The sequence below is a fragment of the Enterococcus sp. AZ194 genome, assembly GCF_051713825.1.
Lineage (GTDB): Bacteria > Bacillota > Bacilli > Lactobacillales > Enterococcaceae > Enterococcus_K.
The window spans coordinates 2701605-2724326 of sequence record NZ_JBIOQR010000001.1; the positions used below are offsets into that span (position 1 = coordinate 2701605).

The following is a 22722-nucleotide window of genomic DNA, read 5'->3' on the forward strand; positions in this document are numbered from 1 at the left end:
GCCCCCTACTCTTCGTAACTTTCGAGACGAGCATCGAAGTCTTTTTCTGATTCATTAAACCGCATAACGTGGATATCTTCGGGCTCAAAAGAAAGGCCAACCTTGCTACCTTCTTTCGCTTTGCGTGTCGAATGAACGACCCATTCGTTTTTATCTTCATCTGTACAGACAATTTCATAATGAACGCCACGGAAGAGTTGAGTATCTACTGTTACGACTAATTTCCCTTTATCTGGTGTGGTAATCGTTAAATCTTCCGGCCGCAAAACGACTTCAACAGCTTCATTTTCTTTCATCCCACCATCGACACACTCGAATTGTTTGCCAACAAACTCGACTAGATTATCTTCGACCATCGTTCCATTGACAATATTGCTTTCACCAACAAAATCGGCCACAAAATGGTTAATTGGCTCGTCATAGATATCGACGGGTGAGCCACTTTGGACAATCTTTCCTTTATTCATAACAAAAATTTCATCACTCATCGCCAAAGCTTCTTCTTGATCGTGAGTCACAAAAATAAATGTGATACCTAGTCGTTGTTGTAAGTCACGTAACTCGTACTGCATGTCTGTGCGCAGCTTTAAGTCTAAAGCAGACAGCGGTTCATCAAGTAATAAGACTTTTGGTTCATTGACAATCGCGCGTGCAATTGCGACACGTTGTCGTTGTCCACCAGACATTTCGCTGATTTCGCGGGTTTCATACCCTGGAAGCTGAACCATTTTTAAGGCCTCTTTGACCTTTTTCTCAATCTCGGTCTTAGGCATCTTCTTAATCTTCAAACCAAATGCCACATTATCAAAGACATTCATGTGAGGAAATAATGCATAATCTTGAAAGACAGTATTCACCAAACGTTTGTTGGCAGGGATATCATTGATGCGTTGGTTATCAAATAAAATATCCCCCTCTGTCGCCTCAGTAAAGCCTGCGATGATTCGCAAAATAGTCGTCTTACCACAGCCTGAAGGTCCCAAAAGTGTATAAAATTTCCCTTGCTCAATCTCAAAGCTTACGTTTTTCAAAATCACTTCATCATCGTACTGTTTTACGACATTTTTAAAAGAAATAATTGTACTCACTTCTTCACTCCTTTGTTGATTATAGATAGGATTCCGTAGCAACAATCAAGGCACGGGTTTTTCCTCGAGAATAGTTCTTAATTTGGTGAGGCTCAGTCGCTTGATAATAGATAGACTCGCCTCTTTTTGCTGTATAGGTTTTACTGCCTAGGCGTAGTGCGATACTACCATCTAATACATAAACAAAGGTTTCCGATAAGGACGGTTCAAACGTCTTATACTCACCTTTTTTTTCAAAAGTAATCAAAACGGGCTCCATCTCATTTTCATTAGAATCGGGAATCAACCATTTTAATTCATAGCCGTTTTCTTCATCAAAATAAATCGTACTATCGACTTCTTTATAGACGACTTTTTGATCATTCATCTCTTGGCTAAAAAACTCTTCTGGGGTTACGCCGAGAACTTCAAGTAAATTAAAAAAAGTTTCCATTGAAGGAGAACTTAACTCTCTCTCTAATTGAGAAAGGTAGCCCTTGGTTAAATCCGTTCGTTCCCCTAATTCTTCCAAGGTTAAATTTTTTTGTATGCGCAAATTGCGCAGCTTATCACCAATCTCCATGGCTCACCTCCAACTATCAAATTTTGTTAGAAAAGTTTTCTAATACTAAACTACAAGTTTAATACCCTTATTTAGTATACGAATTTTTACAAGAAAAACAAGAACTTTTGCAAAAATATTCTCGAAAAATGATAGAAAATTGGCGGAATATTTTTAGGAACTCATTTAACCAAAAAAATAACAATCTTACTTTTTTATAAAAGTGAGTAAGAACCCTTTGACACCTATATAGTCTGTGATAAGATAATGAAAACGTCTTAAAAGGAGCTTACTCATGAAACAAACGACAGAGGCCTCCACTCACATGAAATCTGTAACCAAACGTGTTTTAGTGACGGCTGGCGGTACCTCAGAACCGATTGATAGCGTTCGTTCGATTACCAATCACTCAACAGGACGACTGGGTCAGCAGATTGCCCAAACTTTTTTAGCAAATACGAATATGGAAATCGACTATATTACGACTCGACAGGCCGTTTTACCCGAGCATCATGCGCGTCTTCACCTTCATTATATCGAGTCAACTATGGATTTAAAAAATAGGATGGAAGAATTATTAACCCAATATCCCTATCAGGCCGTGATTCATAGCATGGCAGTGAGCGACTTCACCCCAGAGTCTAGTCGTGCACAAGAAACACTGTTACAGGAATTTTATCAGAACTTGTTAGATAATCCTGAGCAACTAGAATCTTACGACAAATTCGAAGCGCTCTTTCAACAGCTGTCTCACTCAAAGACGACGGAAAAGAAAATCTCTTCCAAAGCTAATCATTTGTTGATGGTTTTAAAACAGAATCCTAAAATCATCCAGCTAATTAAACAAATACAGCCTCAAACCAAACTTGTAGGCTTTAAGTTATTAGTTGGCGTAGACAAAGAGGAACTGTTCAAAGTTGCTGGTGAGAATTTACAGAAAAACTCAGCGGATTTCGTTTTGGCTAATGACTTAGAATCAATTACTGAGACGCAGCATATTGGGTATCTCATTTCAAAAAATGGGCTTGTTGCCAAAGGATCTACTAAACAAGAGATTGCTTCATTAATTGTTGAAGCACTAAGGGAGAATCAACTATGAAAACAATTCTTTTAGGTGTATCAGGAAGTATTTCAGCTTACAAAAGTGCTGATATCGCTAATCAACTAGTAAAATTAGGTTATAATGTGGAAGTAATTATGACTCAAAGCAGTACGGAGTTCATCACCCCTCTAACCTTACAATCTCTTTCAAAAAATTTCGTTCACACAGATGTCATGCAAGAGAACTTTCCAGATAAAATCAACCATATCGAGCTTGCAAAAAAAGCCGATTTATTCTTAGTTGCCCCAGCGACTGCCAATATTATTGGAAAGCTCGCTAATGGAATTGCTGATGATATGCTCTCGACTGTAGCGATGGCCTTAAAAATCGAAGTGCCCAAGCTAATTGCTCCTGCGATGAATACGTATATGTATCAAAACCCAGTTAATCAACGAAACCTTCGTTGGTTAAAGGATCTAGGCTATACTGAAATCGAACCTCGGGAAGCGCTACTTGCTTGTGGCGATTACGGAAAAGGGGCGCTAGCTACTATTCCTGATATTATCGACAGCGTAACAGAAACACTGAATCAAGGGAGCAAACACTAGTGAAAAATACGAAACAGTTCACCTTAACCGCCATGTTTTTGGCAATCATGATTCTACTAGCAGTCACTCCGCTAGGGTTTATTCCTATTGGGCCAATTAATGCAACAACCATGCATATTCCAGTGATTATTGCATCGATTATTTTAGGTCCAAAGATTGGCGGTACCCTCGGCGGAATCTTCGGAATTATTAGTATGATTCGGAGTACGGTGATACAAACGCCTTTATCGTTTGTCTTTTCGCCCTTTATCCCAGTCATTGGCACGGATACAGGTAGCTGGAAAGCCTTAATTATTGCCGTTGTGCCACGTATCCTAATCGGTATTGTCCCTTATTTTGTCTATCTAGGGATGAAAAAATTGCTAAAAGAACGTAACCAGTCGATTTCGTTATTTATGGCCGGCCTGTTTGGTTCATTAATCAATACGATTTTGGTAATGAATCTAATTTATTTTCTTTTTCAAAAGGATTATGCGACGGTTATCGGAAAAGGTGGATCAGCTGTCTATACCGCCGTATTAGCAGTGATTTTTACGAGTGGTGTGCCAGAAGCAATCGTAGCGGGTATTGCTACAGCGGCCGTCTGTGCGGTCTTATTGCGACTACTCAAAATGAATCATTTCAAATGATAAAACAGACGACAAAAGAGGAAACTTAAGAAAAAGTTTTTCTCCCTAGTCAAAAAAAGAAAGCCATCAAAACAGCAGATTTACGGCTCGTTTTGACGGCTTTTTTGACTACACCACGCCTATTTTTAGACTTCGCCTTGATATCTTGCGAAATAGAAAAAACCGCAGTAGCGTTTTACTTGGTAGGTTGTTAATTCAGATTGAGTACTCTTTTCATAGGCGGGCGGTGTCAGGGTATATTTGTCCTTTTTGGTAGAGGCTTCTACTAATTTACAAGAAAAGCTGTCCGAGAATTGACCCGAAAAAAAGAGGTTTGTACGAATGGCCAAAGTAGGTGTTGAATGACTAAGAAAAAAGAAGAAAATAATCATTCCCTCGATTAGTAGAAAAAACTTATTCTGGCGTGTAAGTTTCACAAATGGTTCTCTCCTTACGTGGATAAATTTATGAACAGATAACGAGTCCCCCCTTTTACGAAAGATAAGAGACAGCGACTGTATACATAAGCTTTTTTAGATTTTCTAGGTTAATAAAGAAAGCGCTATTTATCTCTATTATACCGACTAATTAATTTTTGTACATATAATGTGCGTATTTTAGTGGAAATGTTCTTTTTTTATGTGGGTGCCTCGCCCCATTCAAAGAGAGGAGAAGAGGGCCTTTCTGCGCAAAAACTTCCTCCTCTAATGTTCCTTGGTGATCCTATCAGTCCGATTTGACAAAGTGCCGCAAAAACCTCCAGTCTAACGAATGTTTATCGTCGGATTGGAGGTTATTTTTTATCATGTATTGTACAAGACAGCTCAGAGTAGAAAAAGTTCTCCATCCTACACACGTTCCATCATTTAGTGGACTTCTTCACCAATGATTCGGACTTCTGTATCAAGTATCACAGAGAATTTTTCTTTGATGACTTGTTGGATATGGGCAATCAACTCAACATAGTCAGTTGCTGTGGCTGAGTCAATATTGACAATAAATCCAGCATGCTTGGTTGAGATTTGAGCGCCACCCCATTGTAATCCTTGCAGCCCAGCTTTCTGGATTAGTGCCCCAGTATAATATCCATCCGGTCGTTTGAAGACACTACCACACGACGGATATTCCAAGGGCTGTTTTGATTCTCTTAATTTAGTTAATTCGTCCATTTTAGCTTTGATCACTTCTGGTTGTCCTTTTTTTAGCTTGAAAGCAGTTCTAAGAATCACCCCATGGATCATTTGAATCTTACTATGTCGATAAGCAAAAGCCATGTCTGAAGCGGTATATGTTTTGATTGTTCCGTCTTCTAACAAGACTTCGGTATAGTCAAAAACATCTTTGATTTCTCCTTCATAAGCGCCCGCATTCATATAGACAGCACCACCGACACTTCCGGGAATTCCGCAAGCAAATTCAAAGCCGGTCAAGCCTTCCTCTAGAGCAACATAAGTCGTATCAATTAATTTAGCACCAGATTCAACTAGTAATTGTTCACCCTCTACTTGAATTTGTTTCATTTCTGTCAACATGATGACCACTCCACGAATGCCACCATCTCGAACAATCAGGTTACTAGCATTCCCTAAAACTAACCAGTCAATCCCATTTTCTTTGCAATAATCCACTAAAGCTTTGACTTCTTCTTGATTTTTAGGAAAGGCCAACACATCAGCTGGTCCACCTGTTTTGGTAAATGTATAATTTTTTAAGAGCTCGTCCACTAAAATCGTTATATGTGGCAAGCGATTCTTTAAGTCTTCTGTATTCACGAACATGAGTCCTTTCTATTTCAACATCTGTACCATTCTAACATGTTGAAGAAAAACTGACTACCCCTTCTGTGTGTAAGTATGAACAATCTTAAGGGTTCAATGTTTGCACGATATCGTTAGACACTTCTATTGCCTAGCCCTTTGCTTGTTCCTTATGAAATCCTTGCAAAATTTCTTCACAGAGCGCATGGCTTTGATAAATATTTTCTTGACGAAGATTACTTGTATCCCCTGTTGTTACACCGCTGATAAAGCTATCTACTAGCTGCTCAAAGCCACGTTTGGCAAGTGTGGTTTCCCAATCGCCAAATGTTGTCAGTATTGTTTTCCCCTCAGCTTGCGTTTTTAAATCAACTAAATTATTTAAGGTCAACGTACTCGCCGGTGTGGTTATTTGGTAGAGTTCTGTATTGGCACCACTGGCCAGATCCATTGATAAATGAGCCAATTGATTTTCTGTCTCTAACTCTAAAGAGGTCCATTGTAGGATTCCCTCTCGTTCTTTGACTCGACTTGAGACTTTTTGGATAGGTTCATCTAAAAGATAAACGGCTGTATCAACTAAATGTAGGAATAAATCATAGATTACAAAATCTGTTGCTTGCTCAGCAGAAATTCGATTTTTTTGTAAATGAATCATTCGTTTGTTTGGCTGCTGTTTTAGGTAATCAATTATTGGCGCAAACCGGCGATTAAACCCAACCATTAATAGAAGATTTTTTTCGTGAGCTAATTGCTGTAGGTACTCAACTTCTTGCAAGTTCTCACTCAGCGGCTTGTCAACAAACACATGGATACCATTCTCTAGACATTGTTTGGCTAATTGAAAATGCGTCTGAGTAGCCGTATGAATAAAACAAGCATCAATTCCGACCTCAATTAGTTCATCCAAATGGTTGTAAACAGATGAAAACCCATATTTTGTGCGTAACTCTTCTTGAACCGCAGTATTTCTTGTAGCAAAAAGAAACTCACCACGATCTCTTTTACTACTATAGCTTGGTAAATAAGCTTTTTGGGCGATATTTCCGACACCAATCACTCCAAATTTCATAAGTTTTCCTCCAAATTTGTTCTCTCTGCTTTAATCTTACACTATTTTTGGTTAGAATAAAGAAGAAAGTAGTACTTTGGAAAAAAAGAAAAGAGGAACGACAAATGAAATGTATTTCTTGGAATGTTAATGGGCTTCGCGCGGTCATGAAAAAAAACTTTATGGATGTTTTTAATGAGTTAGATGCAGACTTTTTCTGCTTACAAGAAACAAAATTACAAGAAGGTCAGATTGAGATGGACTTACCTGGCTATCATCAATATTGGAATTATGCAGAGAAAAAAGGCTATTCAGGTACAGCCATCTTTGCCAAAGAACCGGCGATTTCCGTTTCGTATGGCCTAGGTATTGAGGAGCACGATCAAGAAGGTCGTTTGATTACACTTGAATACGCAGATTTTTATCTGATTACTTGTTATACACCCAACGCTCAAAACGAGCTAAAACGTTTAGACTATCGAATGACTTGGGAAGTAGCTTTCCGTGAATATTTAAATGATTTAAAAAACAAAAAACCTGTGATTCTTTGTGGAGACTTGAATGTCGCACATAAAAATATTGATTTGAAAAATTGGAAGACTAATCAAAAAAATGCAGGTTTTTCTCCACAAGAGCGCGAGAAGTTTACGGAGTTGTTAGCTAGTGGTTTTGTTGATACCTTCCGTCATTTCTATCCTGACACAGAAGGCGCTTATTCATGGTGGAGCTATCGGTTTAATGCACGAGCGAACAATGCAGGGTGGCGAATTGACTATTTTATCGTGTCAGATGATATCACAGATAAGTTAACAGAAGCTAAGATTCATTCAGAAATAACTGGAAGTGATCATTGCCCGGTCGAAGTTGATCTTGCGTTTTAATGTGTGTAGACAGACTTTGTTCGTTAAGAGTCATTCGATGCTTTTGTTTTTCAGAGAAATTTATGCTAAAGTACTGCTAGAAATAAGGAGGCTGTTGCCATGAATTTTATTGCTATGGACTTTGAGACTGCCAATCATCTCCCTCATAGTGCCTGCTCTTTAGCCTTAGTAATGGTACAAGACAGCAAAATCGTTGGTGAATATTATACGTTGATTCAACCGGAAACTGAATTTTTTTGGCGGAATATCCAGATACATGGGATTCATCCAGAAGATGTTCGCACTGCCCCTAAGTTTCCAGAGGTTTGGCAGAATATCCAACCCTACTTCCATCAAAACGGCTTAATTGTCGCGCATAATGCGGCATTTGATACGAAGGTTCTGTCAGGTTGTCTGGATTATTACCAAATTAAACAACCACAATACCTTTCTTTATGTACGGTTAGAACCAGTCGTAAACTATTCCCGGAGATGAAAAATCATCGCTTGAATACCGTCTGTGATCAACTATCTATCGAGCTGAAAAATCACCATGATGCACTAGAAGATAGTCGAGCTTGTGCGGAAATATTATTGTATCAAGAAGCCCATTTTGGTGTCGAACCGTTAAAAAAATTGGTGACAATAAAATGAAAAATTGCTAAAAAAGCTTCTAACAGCATTGCCCATTTGCAATCCTGATAGAAGCTTTTTTAGTAAATGGTTCTTTCTTATTCAATCATTAAACTCATTAGACGAACATCCAAAAATTGCCCATCATCAAGACGTGCACCTCGCGTTAAGATGCCTTCCGTTTGGAAACCAAATTTTTCATAAATATGAATCGCGCGTTGGTTCCGATTTTGGACGGTCAACTCTAGTCGACGAATAATTTTGCTCTCCTCAGACCAAAGAATTAGCTCATCCATCAGTAAACTCCCAAGCCCAAAACCCCAGAAGCTTTGCAAAATACTAAGCCCAACTTCGCCAATATGAGCGACGCGGAATTTGGAATCGGCTCGCACTGAGGCAATCCCAACAATCGCATCCTCTACTAAAGCAACAAACAAGACATTATTTGAACTATCATAAAGACGCGCAAGTTGAAAGGCTAATTCATCCACTTCAAGCGCCATACCTTCTTCATCCATGACTAAAAAGTCGGTTTCACGACCAATCTTTTTTGTCACCTCTAATAATGCCTGTGCATCATCAGGGATTGCTTCACGAATCGTAATCGCCACTTCTTCATTCATTGGCAACACGCCAGTTTAAGCAAGATTCTTTCTTTAAAGGCAGTCGCTTGAGGCCCAAATGTTTGAAAATCAATTGTTCGTTTCTCCACATCTGACTCATCTTTATTAATAATTAGCTCCAGATAGTCCTGTGGTAAAGCCTCTTTTAATGTGTTGCCCCATTCGATGACAGATAAGCCGTCCCCTTCAAAATAGTCATCTAGTCCGAGCTCAGAGGCACCAAATTCTACGCGATAAACATCCATATGATATAAAGGAATTCTCCCTTGTTGATACTCTCTAATAATTGTATAGGTTGGGCTCTTTACCATCTGATCAATCCCTAAACCACGTGCAATCCCTTTTGTAAGGGTCGTTTTGCCTGCACCTAAGTCCCCAGTCAACACGAGATTATCGCCAGGTTGTGCGACCTCTCCAATCACTAGGGCCAATTGTTCTGTTTGTTCTGGATTTTCTATTAAAATACTCACGATCTATCCCTACTTTCTTTTGATAGTATACCTTGTGAAGCTTTTTTTGAAAAGAAAAAGTACAGCATTTTAAGAGAAATGAAACAGCTGTCAAATAAACTTCAGTCCCCAAGGATAAATAAGTATTGGATTTTTTATTTTTTCTGATCGTTCAACAGATAGAAATTGACAAAAAAAAGCGAGGTTTGGACATAACTTTATAAGTTATATCCAAACCTCTTTACTTTCAGTCATTTCTTAGCTCATTAAAGTTTGAGCAGCAGTAATAATTGATAATTTGTAGACGTCTTCTTCGTTTGCACCACGTGATAAGTCTGAAACTGGTTTGTTTAATCCTTGTAGGATAGGTCCAATCGCTTCAAAGTTACCTAAACGTTGTGCAATCTTGTAGCCAATGTTTCCAGATTGTAATTCTGGGAAAACGAAGACAGTGGCTTGACCGGCAACATTAGAATTTGGTGCTTTTAATTGTGCAACAGATGAAACATAAGAAGCATCGAATTGTAATTCGCCATCAATTTGATATTGAGGAGCTAGTTGTTTCGCAATTTTGGTTGCTTCGACAACTTTATCAACTTCAGGTGCTTTTGCAGAACCTTTTGTAGAGAAGCTCATCATAGCAACTTTAGGTTCAATATCAAACAATTCAGCAGTTTTTGCTGAATCAACCGCAATTTCAGCTAATTCTTGTGCAGTTGGGTTTACGTTAATTGCACAATCAGAGAAGATGTATTTTTCTTGGTCGCGTCCACGGACCATAATCATCGCACCACTTGTACGGCTAATGCCAGGTTTTGTTTTGATGATTTGTAGCGCTGGGCGAACAGTATCACCTGTTGAATGGATCGCACCACTTACCATACCATCAGCAATGCCCATGTAAGTTAACATGGTACCAAAGTAGTTGACATCTTTAAGTATTTTTTCAGCTTGTTCTTTTGTTGCTTTGCCGTTACGACGTTCAACAAATGCTTCGACCATTGCATCCCAACCATCATAGTTATCTGGGTCAAAAATAGTAAATGCAGAGATTTTAATTCCACGAGCATGTGCAGATTTACGAATCTCATCAGGATTACCAATCAAAATTGGTTCCATAAGTTCTTCTGCTTTCAAACGAGCAGCAGCTCCTAAAATACGTGCATCGGTTGCTTCAGGGAAAACGATTTTAATGTTACGACGAACAACTTTAAATTTAAGACTATCAAATAGTTCCAAGATAATACCCTCCAGATTTAGTTTACCTGTTTATCATACACCATCTTCGAAAAAAAGAACAGATTTTTAAGCTGTTTCATAAAGAAAAGTCCAATTATGTTAAAGGTTTCACATAATCGGACTTCTGCACTATAACAGGTTGCTAAGTGTTTAGTACAGCTGTATCTGGTAATTTCCAGTCGATGGATGTCTCTCCTAATGATACTAACGCTTCATTCGTTTTTGAGAAAGGCTTAGAACCAAAGAATCCGCGATAGGCAGAAAGTGGACTTGGATGAGGCCCTTTAATAATCACATGTTTTGTCTCATCAATCATTTTCATCTTTTCTTGTGCCGGCTTACCCCATAAGATAAACACAATCGGCTGTTCTCGATCATTTAATTTTTTAATGATGGCATCTGTCAACTGTTCCCAGCCTTTTCCTCGATGAGAATAGGCTTGCCCTTCTCTAACTGTTAAGACGGTGTTTAATAATAAGACCCCTTGTTTGGCCCAAGAAACCAAATTCCCGTGAGCGACAGGAGAAATCCCTAGATCTGATTCAAGCTCTTTATAGATATTGACTAACGAAGGCGGCGTTTTAACACCCGGTTGAACTGAAAATGAAAGACCATGAGCTTGATTGACTCCGTGATAAGGATCCTGACCTAAAATTACCACTTTTACCTCTTCATAGGGAGTTAGTTCAAGTGCTTCAAAAATGTGATACATGTCCGGGTGAATTTTTTGTGTTTGGTATTCAACCTTTAAAAAATCGCGTAGTTCTTGATAATAGGGCTGTGAAAATTCGTCTGCTAATAAGGTTTGCCAGCTATTATGAATGAATTCTTTCATCTACTCACTCCTTCTTTTTTTTAAGAATAACGTAGTTTTCTTTCGGATACAAGTCTATTTCTCTTCTAAAAAAAACCTATAAATGTGGTAAAATAAAAGAGTAGACAAGAAAGGACGGGTAAGTATTTATGATTAAATTAATTGCTTCTGATATGGATGGGACATTATTAGACGCCCAGATGGGAATTTCAAAAGAAAATGCTGAGGCGATTCGTTTTGCTTTAGATAAAGGAATAGAGTTTATGGTTTCTACTGGCAGAAACTATCAAGAAGCTCGTTCTGCATTGGATGAAGCAGGGATTGACTGTGCTATGATTACGCTGAACGGCGCGCAGGTATTTGATAAAGATGGTACTTCTTTGTTCACTGTTCCAATCGCTAGAGACCAAATTACGATTATTTTAGATAAACTAGATGCGCATAACATTTATTATGAGGTGTCAACCAATAAAGGACTATACTCTGAAAGTCAAAGTCGTCGGATTGATAGCTTTGCCTCAATGATTGCTGACCACCTGCCTCATCTTACGTACAAAATGGCGATTGCTATGGCGGCAGCGAATCTTGAACTATTGAAGATTGACTATGTTGAAAGTATTCGTGATTTACTTGTCGATGATGAGTTAGAAGTTCTAAAAATCATTTGTGTGCACAATGAAGGCCCTAAAGTCTTAGGTCCTGTAGCCAATGAAATTGATGCATTAGGTAATTTAGCAGTGACTTCTTCTGGCCAAAATAACATCGAGATTAATCATCGTTCAGCTCAAAAAGGAATTGCTGTGGCTCATGTAGCAAGCGCACGAGGGATCGATTTGGAAGACGTAATGACGATTGGTGATAATTTTAATGATGTCAGCATGCTTCAAGTTGCTGGTGTTAGTTTCGCTATGGGAAATGCAGAGCTGGAGGTCAAGGAGTATGCCAAATATGTGACCGACACCAATTTAGAAAATGGTGTCGGCAAAGCGATTATGCGAGCCATCGAAGAAGAACTTTAATCTGTTAAAATAACTTAATGAAGAGAGGGGGCTAAGTATGTCAGAATTTTTTATCCAAGAACAGCAGTTAAGTCGTGTAACACGGACAATTGTCAAAGATGGACAAGGAAAGTCATTGTATCTTCTTGTGGGTCGTTGGGGAACAAAAGGTGACGCCCTTTCTCTTTATCAAATGAGCGGTGAATTGGTTGCGAGTATCAAACAAGTTAGTTTTACTTTTGGCACACGTTTTGAAATTTATGAAGGTTTTAAAAAGGTTGGTACGCTAAAGAAAATCTTTAACTGGCCGGGAGACTTTTATTACATCCGGCAGCTTCATTGGACGGTGCAAGGAAATATTTACCAACATCAATACACCATTCATCATTTTAATCGCTTAGTTATGGAGATGGATAAAGCTAGTCTATTTACTGGTGATTATTATGTGCTGAATGTCCCTGTCGATGAAGAAGCACCCTTGTGTATCTGCATCGCTGCGGTGATGGACTATTGGTTATATAACCGAAAAAAAGATAAAAATAATTTCCGGCTGGACTTCAATACCAATTAATTCACCAAAATATTCTATTCAAATAAAAAAGGCGCTCAAGCAAACTACAAAATTTGCTTGAGCGCCTTTTACGCCTATTGCCACTGAGTTGGACCAAGTACCTTAAAAAAACACTCCAGGTTCATCAGCGCAACTAATTATATTTCTTTTTGCATGTGATCATACATATGCCCACTAATTGGGACTTCTCCGACCTTTTTAAAGCCTTTACGAGTATAGAGCTTACGGGCACCTGGATTACTTTCATCCACACTAAGGCCAATCACTTTTTTACCTTTACTCTCTGCAAGCATTGGTAATGCATCTAATAGTTCTGAACCAATTCCTTGGCCACGAAATTCTTCTGAAACAGAAATAGTATCAAGATACCATTCATCAGAAAATGTCTCAGGATCAGTGAAGAGCTGAGCATTTTCCATGCCATGTGCCTTTAAAATTTTGACTAAAGGCTCATCAATAACAGCTTCCTCTTCTGATGTATAACCGAATGCAACACCGGCGATTTTCCCATCAATTTCTTTAACAATCGCATTGGCATATCCATACCGATAATTTGGCTCCGCCGCGGCTTCGATTAAAATCTGAATCGTTTTCTCTTCACCGTATTGTACGACAAAGGGCAATTCCATATCTTTTAAAATAACTAATATTAATGGAGCAACTGCTGCCCCATCTTCTTTTTTCATAAAGCGAATCATTTATCTTCCTCTCTTTCGAGTCTATTCTACCATTCAAGCAGAACGAATTCAAAGAAGAGAAAAAGATTCTGAACAAAACAGGAGATATGTACGGATTTGTCTGCAAAAAAATACAGATTTTTCCTTCACGCTTTGCGTTACCTAGGATAATCTGTATCTTCTTTTTAAAAAAATCACAGGGATCTCGTTTCGCTTATTTTTGTTCAATAATTTTTGTCGAAACAAAATAGCCGTGACTAAGTCTCTTTTCTGCAATCAAATCACAATACGGACAAACGATAGCCATCTCTTTGTCTGTGTGACTGACAATATTCGTGATCTCTTCATAACGAAACTTTTTCCCGCAATGAGGACAAACTATTTTTTCCACGTGTCTCCACTCCTATCATTTTCTTACATCTATAGATTACTCCTGTAAGCAAAAAATAGGAAATAATAACCTCAATAAAGGGACGATTTGCAAAAAAAGTATCGGATTTCACAAATCGTTTCGTAAAAATTTAAGCGAATAGTGTGGATCATAGCTTTTGGTTACGAGCCCACCCCTAGTATCTGAATAAATGGATGTACAGAAGCAGCCTCTTTATTTAGGTGCTATCTTCGAATCTAGTCCGCTACTCCTAACGAATCTAAGGTTTTGTTATTCAGCGATTCAACGAGTACTCGTTTTTGAGCATGGTTTTGTTTGACAGTTACTGTATAAGACGGATTGACTCGGTCTTGTTGGACACGCCAAGAAACGACTTGCTTGTTGTGTCCTCGCACTCGCTCCAAAGCCTGAGACATTGCCTCTTTTGGCATCGGTAAGTGTGTCAACTCACTAAAGTGTATCTTTTGTTTTTGTGGGCTCTTTTTCTCTCGTTTTTGTTTGCTTTTTGTCACTTCTCCAGTCATGGAATTAATGTGTATAATTGTTTCGCCGTTTTCAAACACATACTCATATACCATATGAGAAGCAGCTGTATTAACCATCGTATCAAAAGAAAGTGCTGTGCAGCTGTCAAGTTTTGTTTCTTTCTGATAGAGCTGAATCGCATCTTCCAATGTTATTTTATATTCTTGTTGACTAATATCTGTTTTCGGTTGATTGTTCCCACGCAACCCACAATTTAATCCTACTAAGAACATGCTACCTAGCAGAATCACGAAGCCGATTTTTTTCATGTTCTCACACCCCTTTTCCCTAATTATAGCAAGAATTAAGAAAAGAAAATATTGATTTCATGAAATCAACCTAACAGTTTTGTCATGTAGCAGCTGTTATTCATGTAATTCTAGTGGTAACCCATCAGGATCATGGAAGAAGGTCATCTTTTTATCTGTAAACGAATCTATTCGAATTGGCTCTGTCTCAATGCCCTTTTTATTCAATTCAGCAATCACCTCTTCAATGTTTTCCACCTTAAAAGCCAGATGTCTTAGCCCACACGCCTCAGGATAATTTGGGCGTTTAGGTGCATCCGCAATACCAAAAATTTCCAATTCGCATTCGCCAAGCTTAAGGTCCAGCTTATAGTCATTTCTCTCAGGTCGAAAGTTTTCTCTAATAATTGTAAAACCCAGTAGCCGAACATAAAAGTCCTTTGATTTTTGATAGTCGGAGACAATAATCGCTACATGGTGAATGGTTTGCAAGTTCATAATATCCGCTCCTTAATAAATGAAGTTTGAGTTAAAAATTCGGGCACTCTTTTTCTTTGTACGCTATTGTTGCTAAAAAGTCTAGAATTTTCTGTTATTATTTTACTCTACAGCAAATAGGTTTACTTTTTCAAGGGAGTACGAGAAAATAAAGAGAACTGAAAGGAAGAGATAGTGATGAACGAAGTACAACGACTAACGGATTTGGTTAACCAGTTTCGAGAAGAAAGAGACTGGCGGCAATATCATAATGCCAAAGACTTGACTATTTCAATTAATTTGGAGGCCTCAGAGCTTTTAGAAGACTTCCAGTGGCGTTCTAGTCAAGAGGCTATTGAACAAAATTTTGAAAACATTAAGGAAGAAATTGCTGATATTCTTATTTATACACTGATGTTAACCAGCGATTTATCGATTGATGTCTCCAAGATTATTGAAGAAAAACTAGTCAAAAATGCCTTGAAATATCCTATAGAAAATCCAAAGATCAAATAACCTAGCTACAGAAAAATTGTTTAGGGGTGAATTATGAAAAAGTTTCTACGTTACTTGCTGATAACTATTATAGCGGTTTTGGTAATCGTTATCGGATATGTTGCCTACGTTTTTCTGAGTTATTCGCGTATGGAGGACAACTTATCCTTACCTGTTACAGAAACGAAGACCGAAAATGTGGCAATCGTTCCGGAAAAAGACTATGTGGTTACCACCTTTAATATTGGCTATGGTTCTTATAGTCCAGACTATAGTTTTTTCATGGATGGTGGGAAGTATGCTCGAGGATTTAGCAAAGAGGCTATTCAAGAAAATCTATCCGGGATTATCGAAACAACCAAACAAATCAATCCTGACTTTGCGCTCTTTCAAGAGGTTGATGAAAAAGCGACCCGCTCTTATGGAGTAGATGAAGTGAGTGAATTAACTCATTTTTTTGATGCATATTCAAGTGTTTATGGTCAAAACTACAATTCTTCTTACCTATTTTATCCATTGACTGAGCCGATTGGGCAATCAAAATCAGGACTGGTTACCATGAGTAAAGGGAAAATCACTAAGAGTACGCGTTATTCGTTACCTATCGAAACGAATTTTAATAAATTTTTTGATTTGGATCGCGCCTTTACCGTGTCAGATATGCCAGTGTCAAATGGGCGGACCTTGACATTAATTAATGTTCATCTCTCTGCGTATACCAAGGATCCTGAGATTCAAAAGGCTCAGATCAAAAAACTCGGCGATGTGATGGAGCAAAACTATCAATCAGGTAATTATGTGATTGTCGGTGGCGATTATAACCACACACTGATAGAAAATAGCGACACAATATTTGAAAATACTGAGACCTCCTTTAGTTGGAATCAGCCATTTCCAAAAGAGGACTTACCAAAAGGTTTTGCCGTAGCTGAAGATGGTTTGGCGCAGGCGGCAATTCCTTCGGTGCGTAACCTAGATGAGGCGTATAAAAAAGGCCACACCTTCGTTACCTTAATTGATGGGTTTATCGTGTCTGACAATGTCACAATCAAGCATGTCGCTGTGGTTGACAAAGGGTTTGAGCATTCAGATCACAATCCGGTCAAATTACAATTTACACTCATGAAATAAACAAAGACTCAATTGATTTTCAAGTAATTCGCTTGGAAAATCAACTGAGTCTTTTTAGGTTACGCTTTTTCTCTTTTTTGCCAGTAATCAATCAGTGCCTCTGCTTCGATTCGTTTGACAAAGGCATCTTTACCGTCCCCATATCGTTCAATGTCTGTCGGGAACTGTTGTGCTAGCTGCTCTTTTAGTAGGCCATACTCCTCAGCTATTTTCGGATGTGTTCGAAGAAAGTCTCTGAAACAGAGGTGACGCAAAATCTCTTGCGTGTTATCAAACTGATACGCGTGAATATGATGGGTTCGCTGATCCCCACCCTTTCTGAAATACCGACGACCGGGAAGTCCAAATTCCCCCATGACTTCATAACCAAGCGTTTCAAATGCTCGAGATTGATTATCTAGTTGTTCTATCGTTTTAACCACTAATAAAATATCAATCACGGGTTTTGCTTTTAAGCCAATAACTGACGTGCTGCCAATATGAAAGCTGGCCACTTGGTTTTCTTGAACAATTTCCTTTAAATTCTTAGCTTCCTGTCTATACAGACCTGACCATAGAGAGGAATAATCTACTACATTTACCTTCATTACGCGTTCTCCTCCTTCATCTTTACAAGATACTCTTCTAATAACTTAGCGACGGATGGATCCCTTTTTCGTAAATCTTCGAATTGTTGCATTAGGCCGAAAGCCGCTTGTTTTGTAGACTCGACGTTCTGAGTTTGTTTCTCTTCTAGCCATGAAGTAAACGAAGAGTCAGATGTCTTAGCATGCTTAACACTTCTTAGTGCTTCTCGTTCTCGTTTTAACAGATGTAATAGCCCATTTCTCATGGGGCGCGGAATCGTATAGAAAAAACTCTCTTTAAATCCATAAAGTAGATAGTTTTTAACAATTATAGAATAGATATGTGGCTGAATCCAGCGTCCTTGAGGTGTTTTGGCAAACGATTGGATTCTTTCCTCAAGTTGCGTGCTATCTAGTTTTTTGACCGTTCTTAAAAAAGTTAATAGTTCTTGGAAGAAACTTTCAGGTAGTTTTAGATGGGTACATTCTGTCGTTTTTATAGCCGATAAGTCCTTCTGAAGAAAGGCTTGATAGGTCTCAATAAATTCTTTAGTATCCATTTCCACTGAAGTTTTGGTATTCAAAAAATCGTTTTTTGTTAATTTTGTTGCTCTTTTTTCAGTGTTATTTTGTCGATAGATGGTTTCAATCTCTTTTTCTATCGCTTTATAATCTGCTATATAGATAGGAAAGTCGGCTTGACGAAACTCCCCTAGGCGCAAAATCAGTTTTTTATTGGGCACATGTGGTTTCTTTAAACGATTGTTATATAAGAGTGCCAATAAATATTTTTGCCAAAGTGCCTCTGGAAACGGGATATTTTGTTGTTTCAACCATAATAGCTCATCCATCGCCAGGTCAACGGTAGTCATTCCTTGAGAAATCGAGGTTGCCACGCGCTCTGAAACATGAAGATGTTCTGCAAAATGAGAAATACCGAGTGTTAATCGTTCCCCTGTGCTCTTTGATTTGACGATATATTGTACTTTAAGCTCTCGACCACACTTGCAAAACAGTTTTTCTTGTCGACGATTCGTTCGAAAAAAAGGATTCACTCGGAAGTCTTCAAAGACCCAATCTGTGGCAATTAAATAATTTTCTTCCAGAAATTGGGATTGAATAAGATAACGTCGATGGTTATTAACAAGCGCCCGTTGTTCTTTTGTTAAACGCTCATAGATTTCCCAGCGTTGTCCACTGGTATATTGTTTTGAAATTTTTAAAGGATAACTTTTTTTGCTTAAAACTTCGGGATACCATTCTTTTAGGACCTCATCCCACTCATCCATGTTAACGCCACCTCCAAACAAATATGCGACCACCAGTTTACCATAAATATTCAAAAAAATGGACCTAAATTCACTTTTTTGTGAATGGGTTCATTGATTTATTGTCAGGCGAATCTTTTTTAGACAGCTTGACTCACGTACCGTTAGGCAAACAGACATTTTTACTGAAGTCTTTGCTAAAAAATTCGCTGATAGTGACTAGTTAGTATCACCCCAATTCCCAAAATTACGATGAATAAAGCCAGAGAAATTAGAAATGAATACTTTAAAGTCATTTTATCTCCTCCTTCAAAAAGCTTTGGTTTTATTGATGAAGACAATGATTACGGTCATTATACCATCTAAATATACGCGTCATAACCGTTGACTTTTCCTTGCTTTATGAACAATTTAAGCCAAGTTCTCAAAATTCCATTTATCTCCTTTGTATAATTAGTTTCATTTTTTTAAAAAGAACGGTACACTAGAAGTTAGGAAGTGATTGGGTAGAATACACAAGGAGAGGTTACTATGCACATTATATATATATCAATTGCTGGAAATACTCGCTCGTTTGTCAAAAAATTGGCAGCTTACGCAGAGGAAAAACATCAAGTTAACGCGGAAAATCCTTTGATCGAGTTAAAAGAAATCCATGAAAATTCTGATTTTGAGTTGGAAACGAGTCCTTATTTTGCCTTTGTCCCAACCTATTTAGAAGGTGGGAATGGCGTTGATAACGGAGATGTTGAAATTTTGACTAACGTCTTAGGGGAATATATGGCGTATGAGAATAACTTTAAGCAGTGTCAAGGAATTGTCGGAAGTGGCAACAAAAATTTTAACCATCAATATTGCCTGACTGCCAAACAATACGCGGAAAAATTTTCTGTACCTGTACTCGATGATTATGAATTACGAGGCACCCCAGCAGATGCTGAGAGAATTTATGAACGGTTAGTAGAAGCAACAAAAAACAACTAAAAAAGATTTACAGAGCATGAACAATCGTTTCCGCTCTGTAAATCTTTTTATTATTCATCATCTGGAAATATAGTTACCGTACGATACCAGGCGTGAGGATTGCCTTGTGAGTATGCTTTATAGTCCCACCCAGACAAAGAAAAACCAATAAAACCAATAAGTAGACCAACCGCGGTCATCAAAATACCTAGTTTAAATAATTCATTTACTCGTTTCTTAATCATATGAATTTCACCTTTCTACTGAACAATAGTCTTGTTACATACTTGGTTAATGAGGCGGTCCATTTGATAAATTGCCCACTTGTTCTGACTGTGGCAATGGTTGCTAGAATCCCTAGTCCAAAGATAGTCAAGCCAACACCAAATTGTGTCACACCAATAAATACCCCGTCTTGTAAAGCAATCAGACTAGTGACAGCTGATGCGACGCCACCAATAATCCCTGTAACTGCGAACATCCCTAACACAAATGGAATCGTCCATAGCACAAAATAGGCTGAAAGGATACATAAGCCGACAGCTAATAGGAGACTTCCCCATAATGGAAAACCTAACACCGTTACAATCATGACAAGAGGCATCGTTTTTCGTGAAACCACTTGCTCCTTTACTGTAAACCAAGACTCAAAATTATCGTATATCAAAGAATCCGGATTCCCCAATTTATAAATTGCTTCTTCTTCTGAATAACCATCCTCTATCAAATCTTGAATCATTTCACTACAATAATCTAAAAAGGCGTCCTTTTCTCCAACTGGCGCGTCTTTAGGAATTTTTCTTTCTAACTCTACTAAAAACATACGTATATCCTTTTTCATCCTGCTAAACTCCCCTCAATAAATGCATAAATCTCTTCAACCTGCACTTTGCTTTCCATAAATTCTTTTAGTTCGGTCCATCCCTCAGGTGTAATTTTATAATATTTTCTCAAGCGTCCATTATACTCTTGTGAAAACGTCTCGACGCTTCTTTTGGCCTCTAAACGTTTCAAAATAGGATATAAAGTGGACTCTGTAATTGGAATCAGTCCAGAAATATTTTTTACAATATCGTAGCCATACGATGGCTGCTGATTTAGATAGGCCAGAATACAATATTCCAACATCCCTTTTTTTAATTGACTATTCACCCGAACACCTCCCTATGCACAATACTATACAACGCATAGTATAGAAAAACAAGTTTTTTTTGAAAATCAGTCTTTGGACCTAGTCGCCCATGAAAACAAATTTATGATTATTTATATGAAATGAGGTCAATATAATGCTTCAAAAAAACAAACAGAAAGAGACTTTCGCCTCTATCTGTTTGTTTTCTTATTCGTTCACTATGCCTTTTCTAAATGAAAAATAAACAATAAGCCGTTTGGTTCTCTTACACTAAATGATTGTGTATCCTCACTCAGAAGCTCTTGGGTTGTCAGGATATGCTCTTTTACTTCTTGAAAATTAGTTTTATCAGGAATTTCTAGTGTAAGGGATTCCAAACCTAGATCTGTAGCAGTTATTTCTTGCCCATGTTCACTTTGCCAAACATTTGCACCTATATGATGGTGATAATCACCAGCCGCAAAAAATTTTGCTTGTCTGCCAAAGTTGTTTTTAAGACTTAAACCGAAAACTTCAGTATAAAACTTTTCTGTTTTCTCTACATCTGCTACTTTTAAATGGACGTGGCCCATGACAGTTCCGACTGGCAGCTGACTCGTTTTACTATCTGCCTCTGAAATAACACCATCTGCATCCATCTCTACTGTCACGCCAACAATTTCTCCATCAGGTCTGATATCCCATTTTTCACGAGGTTTGTCATGATAAATTTCAATCCCATTTCCCTCTGGATCGTCTAAATAAATTGCTTCACTGTAACCATGATCTGCAGCACCTGTAATAGGAGCCTTGATTGTAAGCAAATGATACAAAATATTCCCTAAATCTTTTCTTTTAGGCACTAAAAAGGCCATATGATACAAGCCTGTTTTGGTTAGGCTCGCTTGCCCACCTTTGATTTCTTTTAGCTCAAGCAGCGGACGTGAATCGACACCCAAAACAGCAGAAGTTTCTGTTGAAGAAAGTTTGCTTAAGCCAATTGTTTCTATGTAAAAAGCCATTTCTTTCTGTAAATTGTTCACTTTAAGTGTCACTTTTCCTGGATGTGTTTTTTCGTGTATTCTAAATTTTGGAATAATTACTGTCATTGTAAGTTCCCCCTCAAATTAATTGATAGTTATATCATATCACTTACTTTTTGTAAGCGCAAAGAAAAGCACTCACAAAAATACTTTTTGATAACAAAGAGGAATGAATAAGATGAGCTTTTTTCAATAAAAAAAGCCGGAAGTTTTCGGACTTCACAGCTTAGTATACAGTTAATTAGATTTTTCTTGTCTGATAAGATAATAACTCAGTATTTTCTACAAAAAAGTTGAAAAAGTCATCGTTTTTAATGGAGTCAAAATACGTATGTATCACTCGGATTAATGCGTTATGACACACGAGTAGATAAGTATTTTCTTCATCTGCCAAACATTCCTCAATTAACGGATAAATCCTAGCGGCAACATCAAGTACCGACTCGCCTTTTGGAAAACGAACCGCAAAATTTGGTCGATCTGTTTGGAATTCGATATTTGCTACAGGTCGGCCATCGTAAATCCCAAAATCAAATTCGGCTAGACGAGCGTCCTCAATCATAGAAATTTGATTCGCTTCACTTACTGCTCGAGCCGTTTCTTTTGCACGAATCAGCGGGGAATGAATAATTTTAGTGATTGGCGTCGAAAGAGTCTTCACCTTTTTGCCTAATGCTTCAGCTTGTTGGTAGCCTTTTTCTGTTAAAGGAATGTCCGCCCGACCACAAACTAAGCCGTCTTTATTCCATTGTGTTTCTCCATGTCTTGCAAAATAAATCAATTAATTCTCTCCTCCCTCTTTCTTCTATTGTACCCAATGTCAAATAGAAAGCCAAATCGATACAAAAAATGCTTTTATTTGATAATTGTCAGAATATTTTTAAAATTAGTGCTTTCTAATGTTGACAACATCATTTTTTAAGTTTAAACTAATCTGCAACTCAA

General features: G+C 38.0%; 29 protein-coding genes. 10 read left to right on the forward strand and 19 right to left on the reverse strand.

All coding sequences use genetic code 11. From position 1 onward, the window contains the following. Nucleotides 1–5: 5 nt before the first annotated feature. The gene (locus IGI37_RS12720; RefSeq protein ID WP_438762344.1) at nucleotides 6–1088 is read right to left on the reverse strand and encodes an ABC transporter ATP-binding protein; all 1083 of its coding nucleotides are present in this window, start codon (nucleotides 1086–1088) and stop codon (nucleotides 6–8) included. Nucleotides 1089–1107: 19 nt separating this feature from the next. Continuing rightward, nucleotides 1108–1650, reverse strand: a complete 543-nt coding sequence (locus IGI37_RS12725) for a helix-turn-helix domain-containing protein (RefSeq protein WP_438762345.1) — start codon at nucleotides 1648–1650, stop codon at nucleotides 1108–1110. Nucleotides 1651–1924: 274 nt separating this feature from the next. Here IGI37_RS12725 and IGI37_RS12730 point away from each other — a divergent pair, with 274 nt between their 5' ends. The 3 genes from IGI37_RS12730 to IGI37_RS12740 are packed head-to-tail and all read left to right on the forward strand — an operon-like array spanning nucleotide 1925 to nucleotide 3908. Beyond that, complete coding sequence (locus IGI37_RS12730; protein ID WP_438762346.1) at nucleotides 1925–2728, forward strand: phosphopantothenate--cysteine ligase; 804 nt, start codon at nucleotides 1925–1927, stop codon at nucleotides 2726–2728. Next, nucleotides 2725–3279 (forward strand): phosphopantothenoylcysteine decarboxylase, encoded by a 555-nt coding sequence (gene coaC / locus IGI37_RS12735; RefSeq protein WP_438762347.1) that lies wholly within the window; start codon nucleotides 2725–2727, stop codon nucleotides 3277–3279. Before IGI37_RS12730 ends, coaC begins: the two co-directional genes overlap by 4 nt. Next, nucleotides 3279–3908 carry an ECF transporter S component gene (locus tag IGI37_RS12740; protein WP_438762348.1) on the forward strand — a complete coding sequence of 210 codons (630 nt, stop codon included), beginning with the start codon at nucleotides 3279–3281 and terminating at the stop codon, nucleotides 3906–3908. The genes coaC and IGI37_RS12740 overlap by 1 nt, the downstream gene beginning before the upstream one ends. A gap of 845 nt (nucleotides 3909–4753) precedes the next feature. On the opposite strand, the gene murB is transcribed toward IGI37_RS12740, so the two are convergent. After that, complete coding sequence (gene murB, locus IGI37_RS12745; RefSeq protein WP_438762349.1) at nucleotides 4754–5659, reverse strand: UDP-N-acetylmuramate dehydrogenase; 906 nt, start codon at nucleotides 5657–5659, stop codon at nucleotides 4754–4756. A gap of 136 nt (nucleotides 5660–5795) precedes the next feature. Continuing rightward, entirely contained in the window at nucleotides 5796–6716 is a 921-nt protein-coding gene (locus tag IGI37_RS12750) for a Gfo/Idh/MocA family protein (protein ID WP_438762350.1), read from the reverse strand. A 104-nt stretch (nucleotides 6717–6820) separates the two neighbouring features. Between IGI37_RS12750 and IGI37_RS12755 the strand changes: the two genes are divergently transcribed. Both IGI37_RS12755 and IGI37_RS12760 read left to right on the forward strand, forming a co-directional pair. Beyond that, nucleotides 6821–7576, forward strand: coding sequence for an exodeoxyribonuclease III (locus tag IGI37_RS12755; protein ID WP_438762351.1), 756 nt, complete (start codon nucleotides 6821–6823; stop codon nucleotides 7574–7576). Nucleotides 7577–7675: 99 nt separating this feature from the next. After that, nucleotides 7676–8209, forward strand: a complete 534-nt coding sequence (locus IGI37_RS12760; protein ID WP_438762352.1) for a 3'-5' exonuclease — start codon at nucleotides 7676–7678, stop codon at nucleotides 8207–8209. 77 nt (nucleotides 8210–8286) lie between these two features. Here IGI37_RS12760 and IGI37_RS12765 read toward each other — a convergent pair whose 3' ends face one another. The 4 genes from IGI37_RS12765 to IGI37_RS12780 all read right to left on the reverse strand — a co-directional run bounded on the left by IGI37_RS12765 (nucleotide 8287) and on the right by IGI37_RS12780 (nucleotide 11334). After that, nucleotides 8287–8811 (reverse strand): GNAT family N-acetyltransferase, encoded by a 525-nt coding sequence (locus IGI37_RS12765; RefSeq protein ID WP_438762353.1) that lies wholly within the window; start codon nucleotides 8809–8811, stop codon nucleotides 8287–8289. Next, nucleotides 8808–9281: a tRNA (adenosine(37)-N6)-threonylcarbamoyltransferase complex ATPase subunit type 1 TsaE gene (gene tsaE, locus IGI37_RS12770; protein ID WP_438762354.1), complete on the reverse strand. Its 474-nt coding sequence runs from the start codon at nucleotides 9279–9281 to the stop codon at nucleotides 8808–8810. Before tsaE ends, IGI37_RS12765 begins: the two co-directional genes overlap by 4 nt. 237 nt (nucleotides 9282–9518) lie before the next feature. Further along, nucleotides 9519–10499 carry a phosphate acetyltransferase gene (gene pta, locus IGI37_RS12775; RefSeq protein WP_438762355.1) on the reverse strand — a complete coding sequence of 327 codons (981 nt, stop codon included), beginning with the start codon at nucleotides 10497–10499 and terminating at the stop codon, nucleotides 9519–9521. 142 nt (nucleotides 10500–10641) lie between these two features. Beyond that, nucleotides 10642–11334 (reverse strand): uracil-DNA glycosylase, encoded by a 693-nt coding sequence (locus IGI37_RS12780; protein ID WP_438762356.1) that lies wholly within the window; start codon nucleotides 11332–11334, stop codon nucleotides 10642–10644. A 128-nt stretch (nucleotides 11335–11462) separates the two neighbouring features. On the opposite strand from IGI37_RS12780, the gene IGI37_RS12785 reads away from it, so the two are divergent. Together IGI37_RS12785 and IGI37_RS12790 are read left to right on the forward strand one after the other, a co-directional pair. Next, nucleotides 11463–12332: a Cof-type HAD-IIB family hydrolase gene (locus IGI37_RS12785; protein ID WP_438762357.1), complete on the forward strand. Its 870-nt coding sequence runs from the start codon at nucleotides 11463–11465 to the stop codon at nucleotides 12330–12332. Between the two features lie 37 nt (nucleotides 12333–12369). After that, nucleotides 12370–12882, forward strand: a complete 513-nt coding sequence (locus tag IGI37_RS12790; RefSeq protein ID WP_438762358.1) for an LURP-one-related/scramblase family protein — start codon at nucleotides 12370–12372, stop codon at nucleotides 12880–12882. Between the two features lie 137 nt (nucleotides 12883–13019). Here the strand turns inward: IGI37_RS12790 and IGI37_RS12795 are convergent, their stop codons facing one another. The 4 genes from IGI37_RS12795 to gloA2 all read right to left on the reverse strand — a co-directional run bounded on the left by IGI37_RS12795 (nucleotide 13020) and on the right by gloA2 (nucleotide 15221). After that, on the reverse strand, nucleotides 13020–13580 hold the full coding sequence (locus IGI37_RS12795; protein ID WP_438762359.1) for a GNAT family N-acetyltransferase: 561 nt from the start codon (nucleotides 13578–13580) through the stop codon (nucleotides 13020–13022). Between the two features lie 193 nt (nucleotides 13581–13773). Continuing rightward, nucleotides 13774–13950, reverse strand: coding sequence for a hypothetical protein (locus tag IGI37_RS12800; RefSeq protein ID WP_438762360.1), 177 nt, complete (start codon nucleotides 13948–13950; stop codon nucleotides 13774–13776). A 236-nt stretch (nucleotides 13951–14186) separates the two neighbouring features. After that, the gene (locus IGI37_RS12805) at nucleotides 14187–14744 is read right to left on the reverse strand and encodes a hypothetical protein (protein WP_438762361.1); all 558 of its coding nucleotides are present in this window, start codon (nucleotides 14742–14744) and stop codon (nucleotides 14187–14189) included. A gap of 96 nt (nucleotides 14745–14840) precedes the next feature. Further along, nucleotides 14841–15221: an SMU1112c/YaeR family gloxylase I-like metalloprotein gene (gloA2, locus tag IGI37_RS12810; protein ID WP_438762362.1), complete on the reverse strand. Its 381-nt coding sequence runs from the start codon at nucleotides 15219–15221 to the stop codon at nucleotides 14841–14843. A gap of 177 nt (nucleotides 15222–15398) precedes the next feature. Here gloA2 and IGI37_RS12815 point away from each other — a divergent pair, with 177 nt between their 5' ends. Further along, entirely contained in the window at nucleotides 15399–15716 is a 318-nt protein-coding gene (locus IGI37_RS12815; RefSeq protein ID WP_438762363.1) for a nucleotide pyrophosphohydrolase, read from the forward strand. Nucleotides 15717–15749: 33 nt separating this feature from the next. Continuing rightward, a complete protein-coding gene (locus IGI37_RS12820) occupies nucleotides 15750–16826 on the forward strand; it encodes a hydrolase (RefSeq protein ID WP_438762364.1) in 1077 nt (358 codons plus the stop codon). Between the two features lie 59 nt (nucleotides 16827–16885). Here IGI37_RS12820 and IGI37_RS12825 read toward each other — a convergent pair whose 3' ends face one another. Then, nucleotides 16886–17413 carry a GrpB family protein gene (locus tag IGI37_RS12825; protein ID WP_438762365.1) on the reverse strand — a complete coding sequence of 176 codons (528 nt, stop codon included), beginning with the start codon at nucleotides 17411–17413 and terminating at the stop codon, nucleotides 16886–16888. Next, the gene (locus IGI37_RS12830; RefSeq protein WP_438762366.1) at nucleotides 17413–18681 is read right to left on the reverse strand and encodes a hypothetical protein; all 1269 of its coding nucleotides are present in this window, start codon (nucleotides 18679–18681) and stop codon (nucleotides 17413–17415) included. Before IGI37_RS12830 ends, IGI37_RS12825 begins: the two co-directional genes overlap by 1 nt. Nucleotides 18682–19191: 510 nt before the next feature. On the opposite strand from IGI37_RS12830, the gene nrdI reads away from it, so the two are divergent. Continuing rightward, on the forward strand, nucleotides 19192–19644 hold the full coding sequence (gene nrdI, locus IGI37_RS12835; protein ID WP_438762367.1) for a class Ib ribonucleoside-diphosphate reductase assembly flavoprotein NrdI: 453 nt from the start codon (nucleotides 19192–19194) through the stop codon (nucleotides 19642–19644). 50 nt (nucleotides 19645–19694) lie between these two features. Here nrdI and IGI37_RS12840 read toward each other — a convergent pair whose 3' ends face one another. From IGI37_RS12840 to IGI37_RS12860, 5 genes are all read right to left on the reverse strand, one after another. After that, nucleotides 19695–19868: a hypothetical protein gene (locus tag IGI37_RS12840; protein ID WP_438762368.1), complete on the reverse strand. Its 174-nt coding sequence runs from the start codon at nucleotides 19866–19868 to the stop codon at nucleotides 19695–19697. Beyond that, nucleotides 19865–20464: a DUF1700 domain-containing protein gene (locus tag IGI37_RS12845; RefSeq protein WP_438762369.1), complete on the reverse strand. Its 600-nt coding sequence runs from the start codon at nucleotides 20462–20464 to the stop codon at nucleotides 19865–19867. Before IGI37_RS12845 ends, IGI37_RS12840 begins: the two co-directional genes overlap by 4 nt. Beyond that, nucleotides 20461–20775: a PadR family transcriptional regulator gene (locus IGI37_RS12850; protein WP_438762370.1), complete on the reverse strand. Its 315-nt coding sequence runs from the start codon at nucleotides 20773–20775 to the stop codon at nucleotides 20461–20463. Before IGI37_RS12850 ends, IGI37_RS12845 begins: the two co-directional genes overlap by 4 nt. Nucleotides 20776–20973: 198 nt before the next feature. Next, the gene (locus IGI37_RS12855) at nucleotides 20974–21843 is read right to left on the reverse strand and encodes a VOC family protein (protein ID WP_438762371.1); all 870 of its coding nucleotides are present in this window, start codon (nucleotides 21841–21843) and stop codon (nucleotides 20974–20976) included. A 175-nt stretch (nucleotides 21844–22018) separates the two neighbouring features. Then, on the reverse strand, nucleotides 22019–22558 hold the full coding sequence (locus IGI37_RS12860; protein ID WP_438762372.1) for a histidine phosphatase family protein: 540 nt from the start codon (nucleotides 22556–22558) through the stop codon (nucleotides 22019–22021). Nucleotides 22559–22722: the final 164 nt, after the last annotated feature.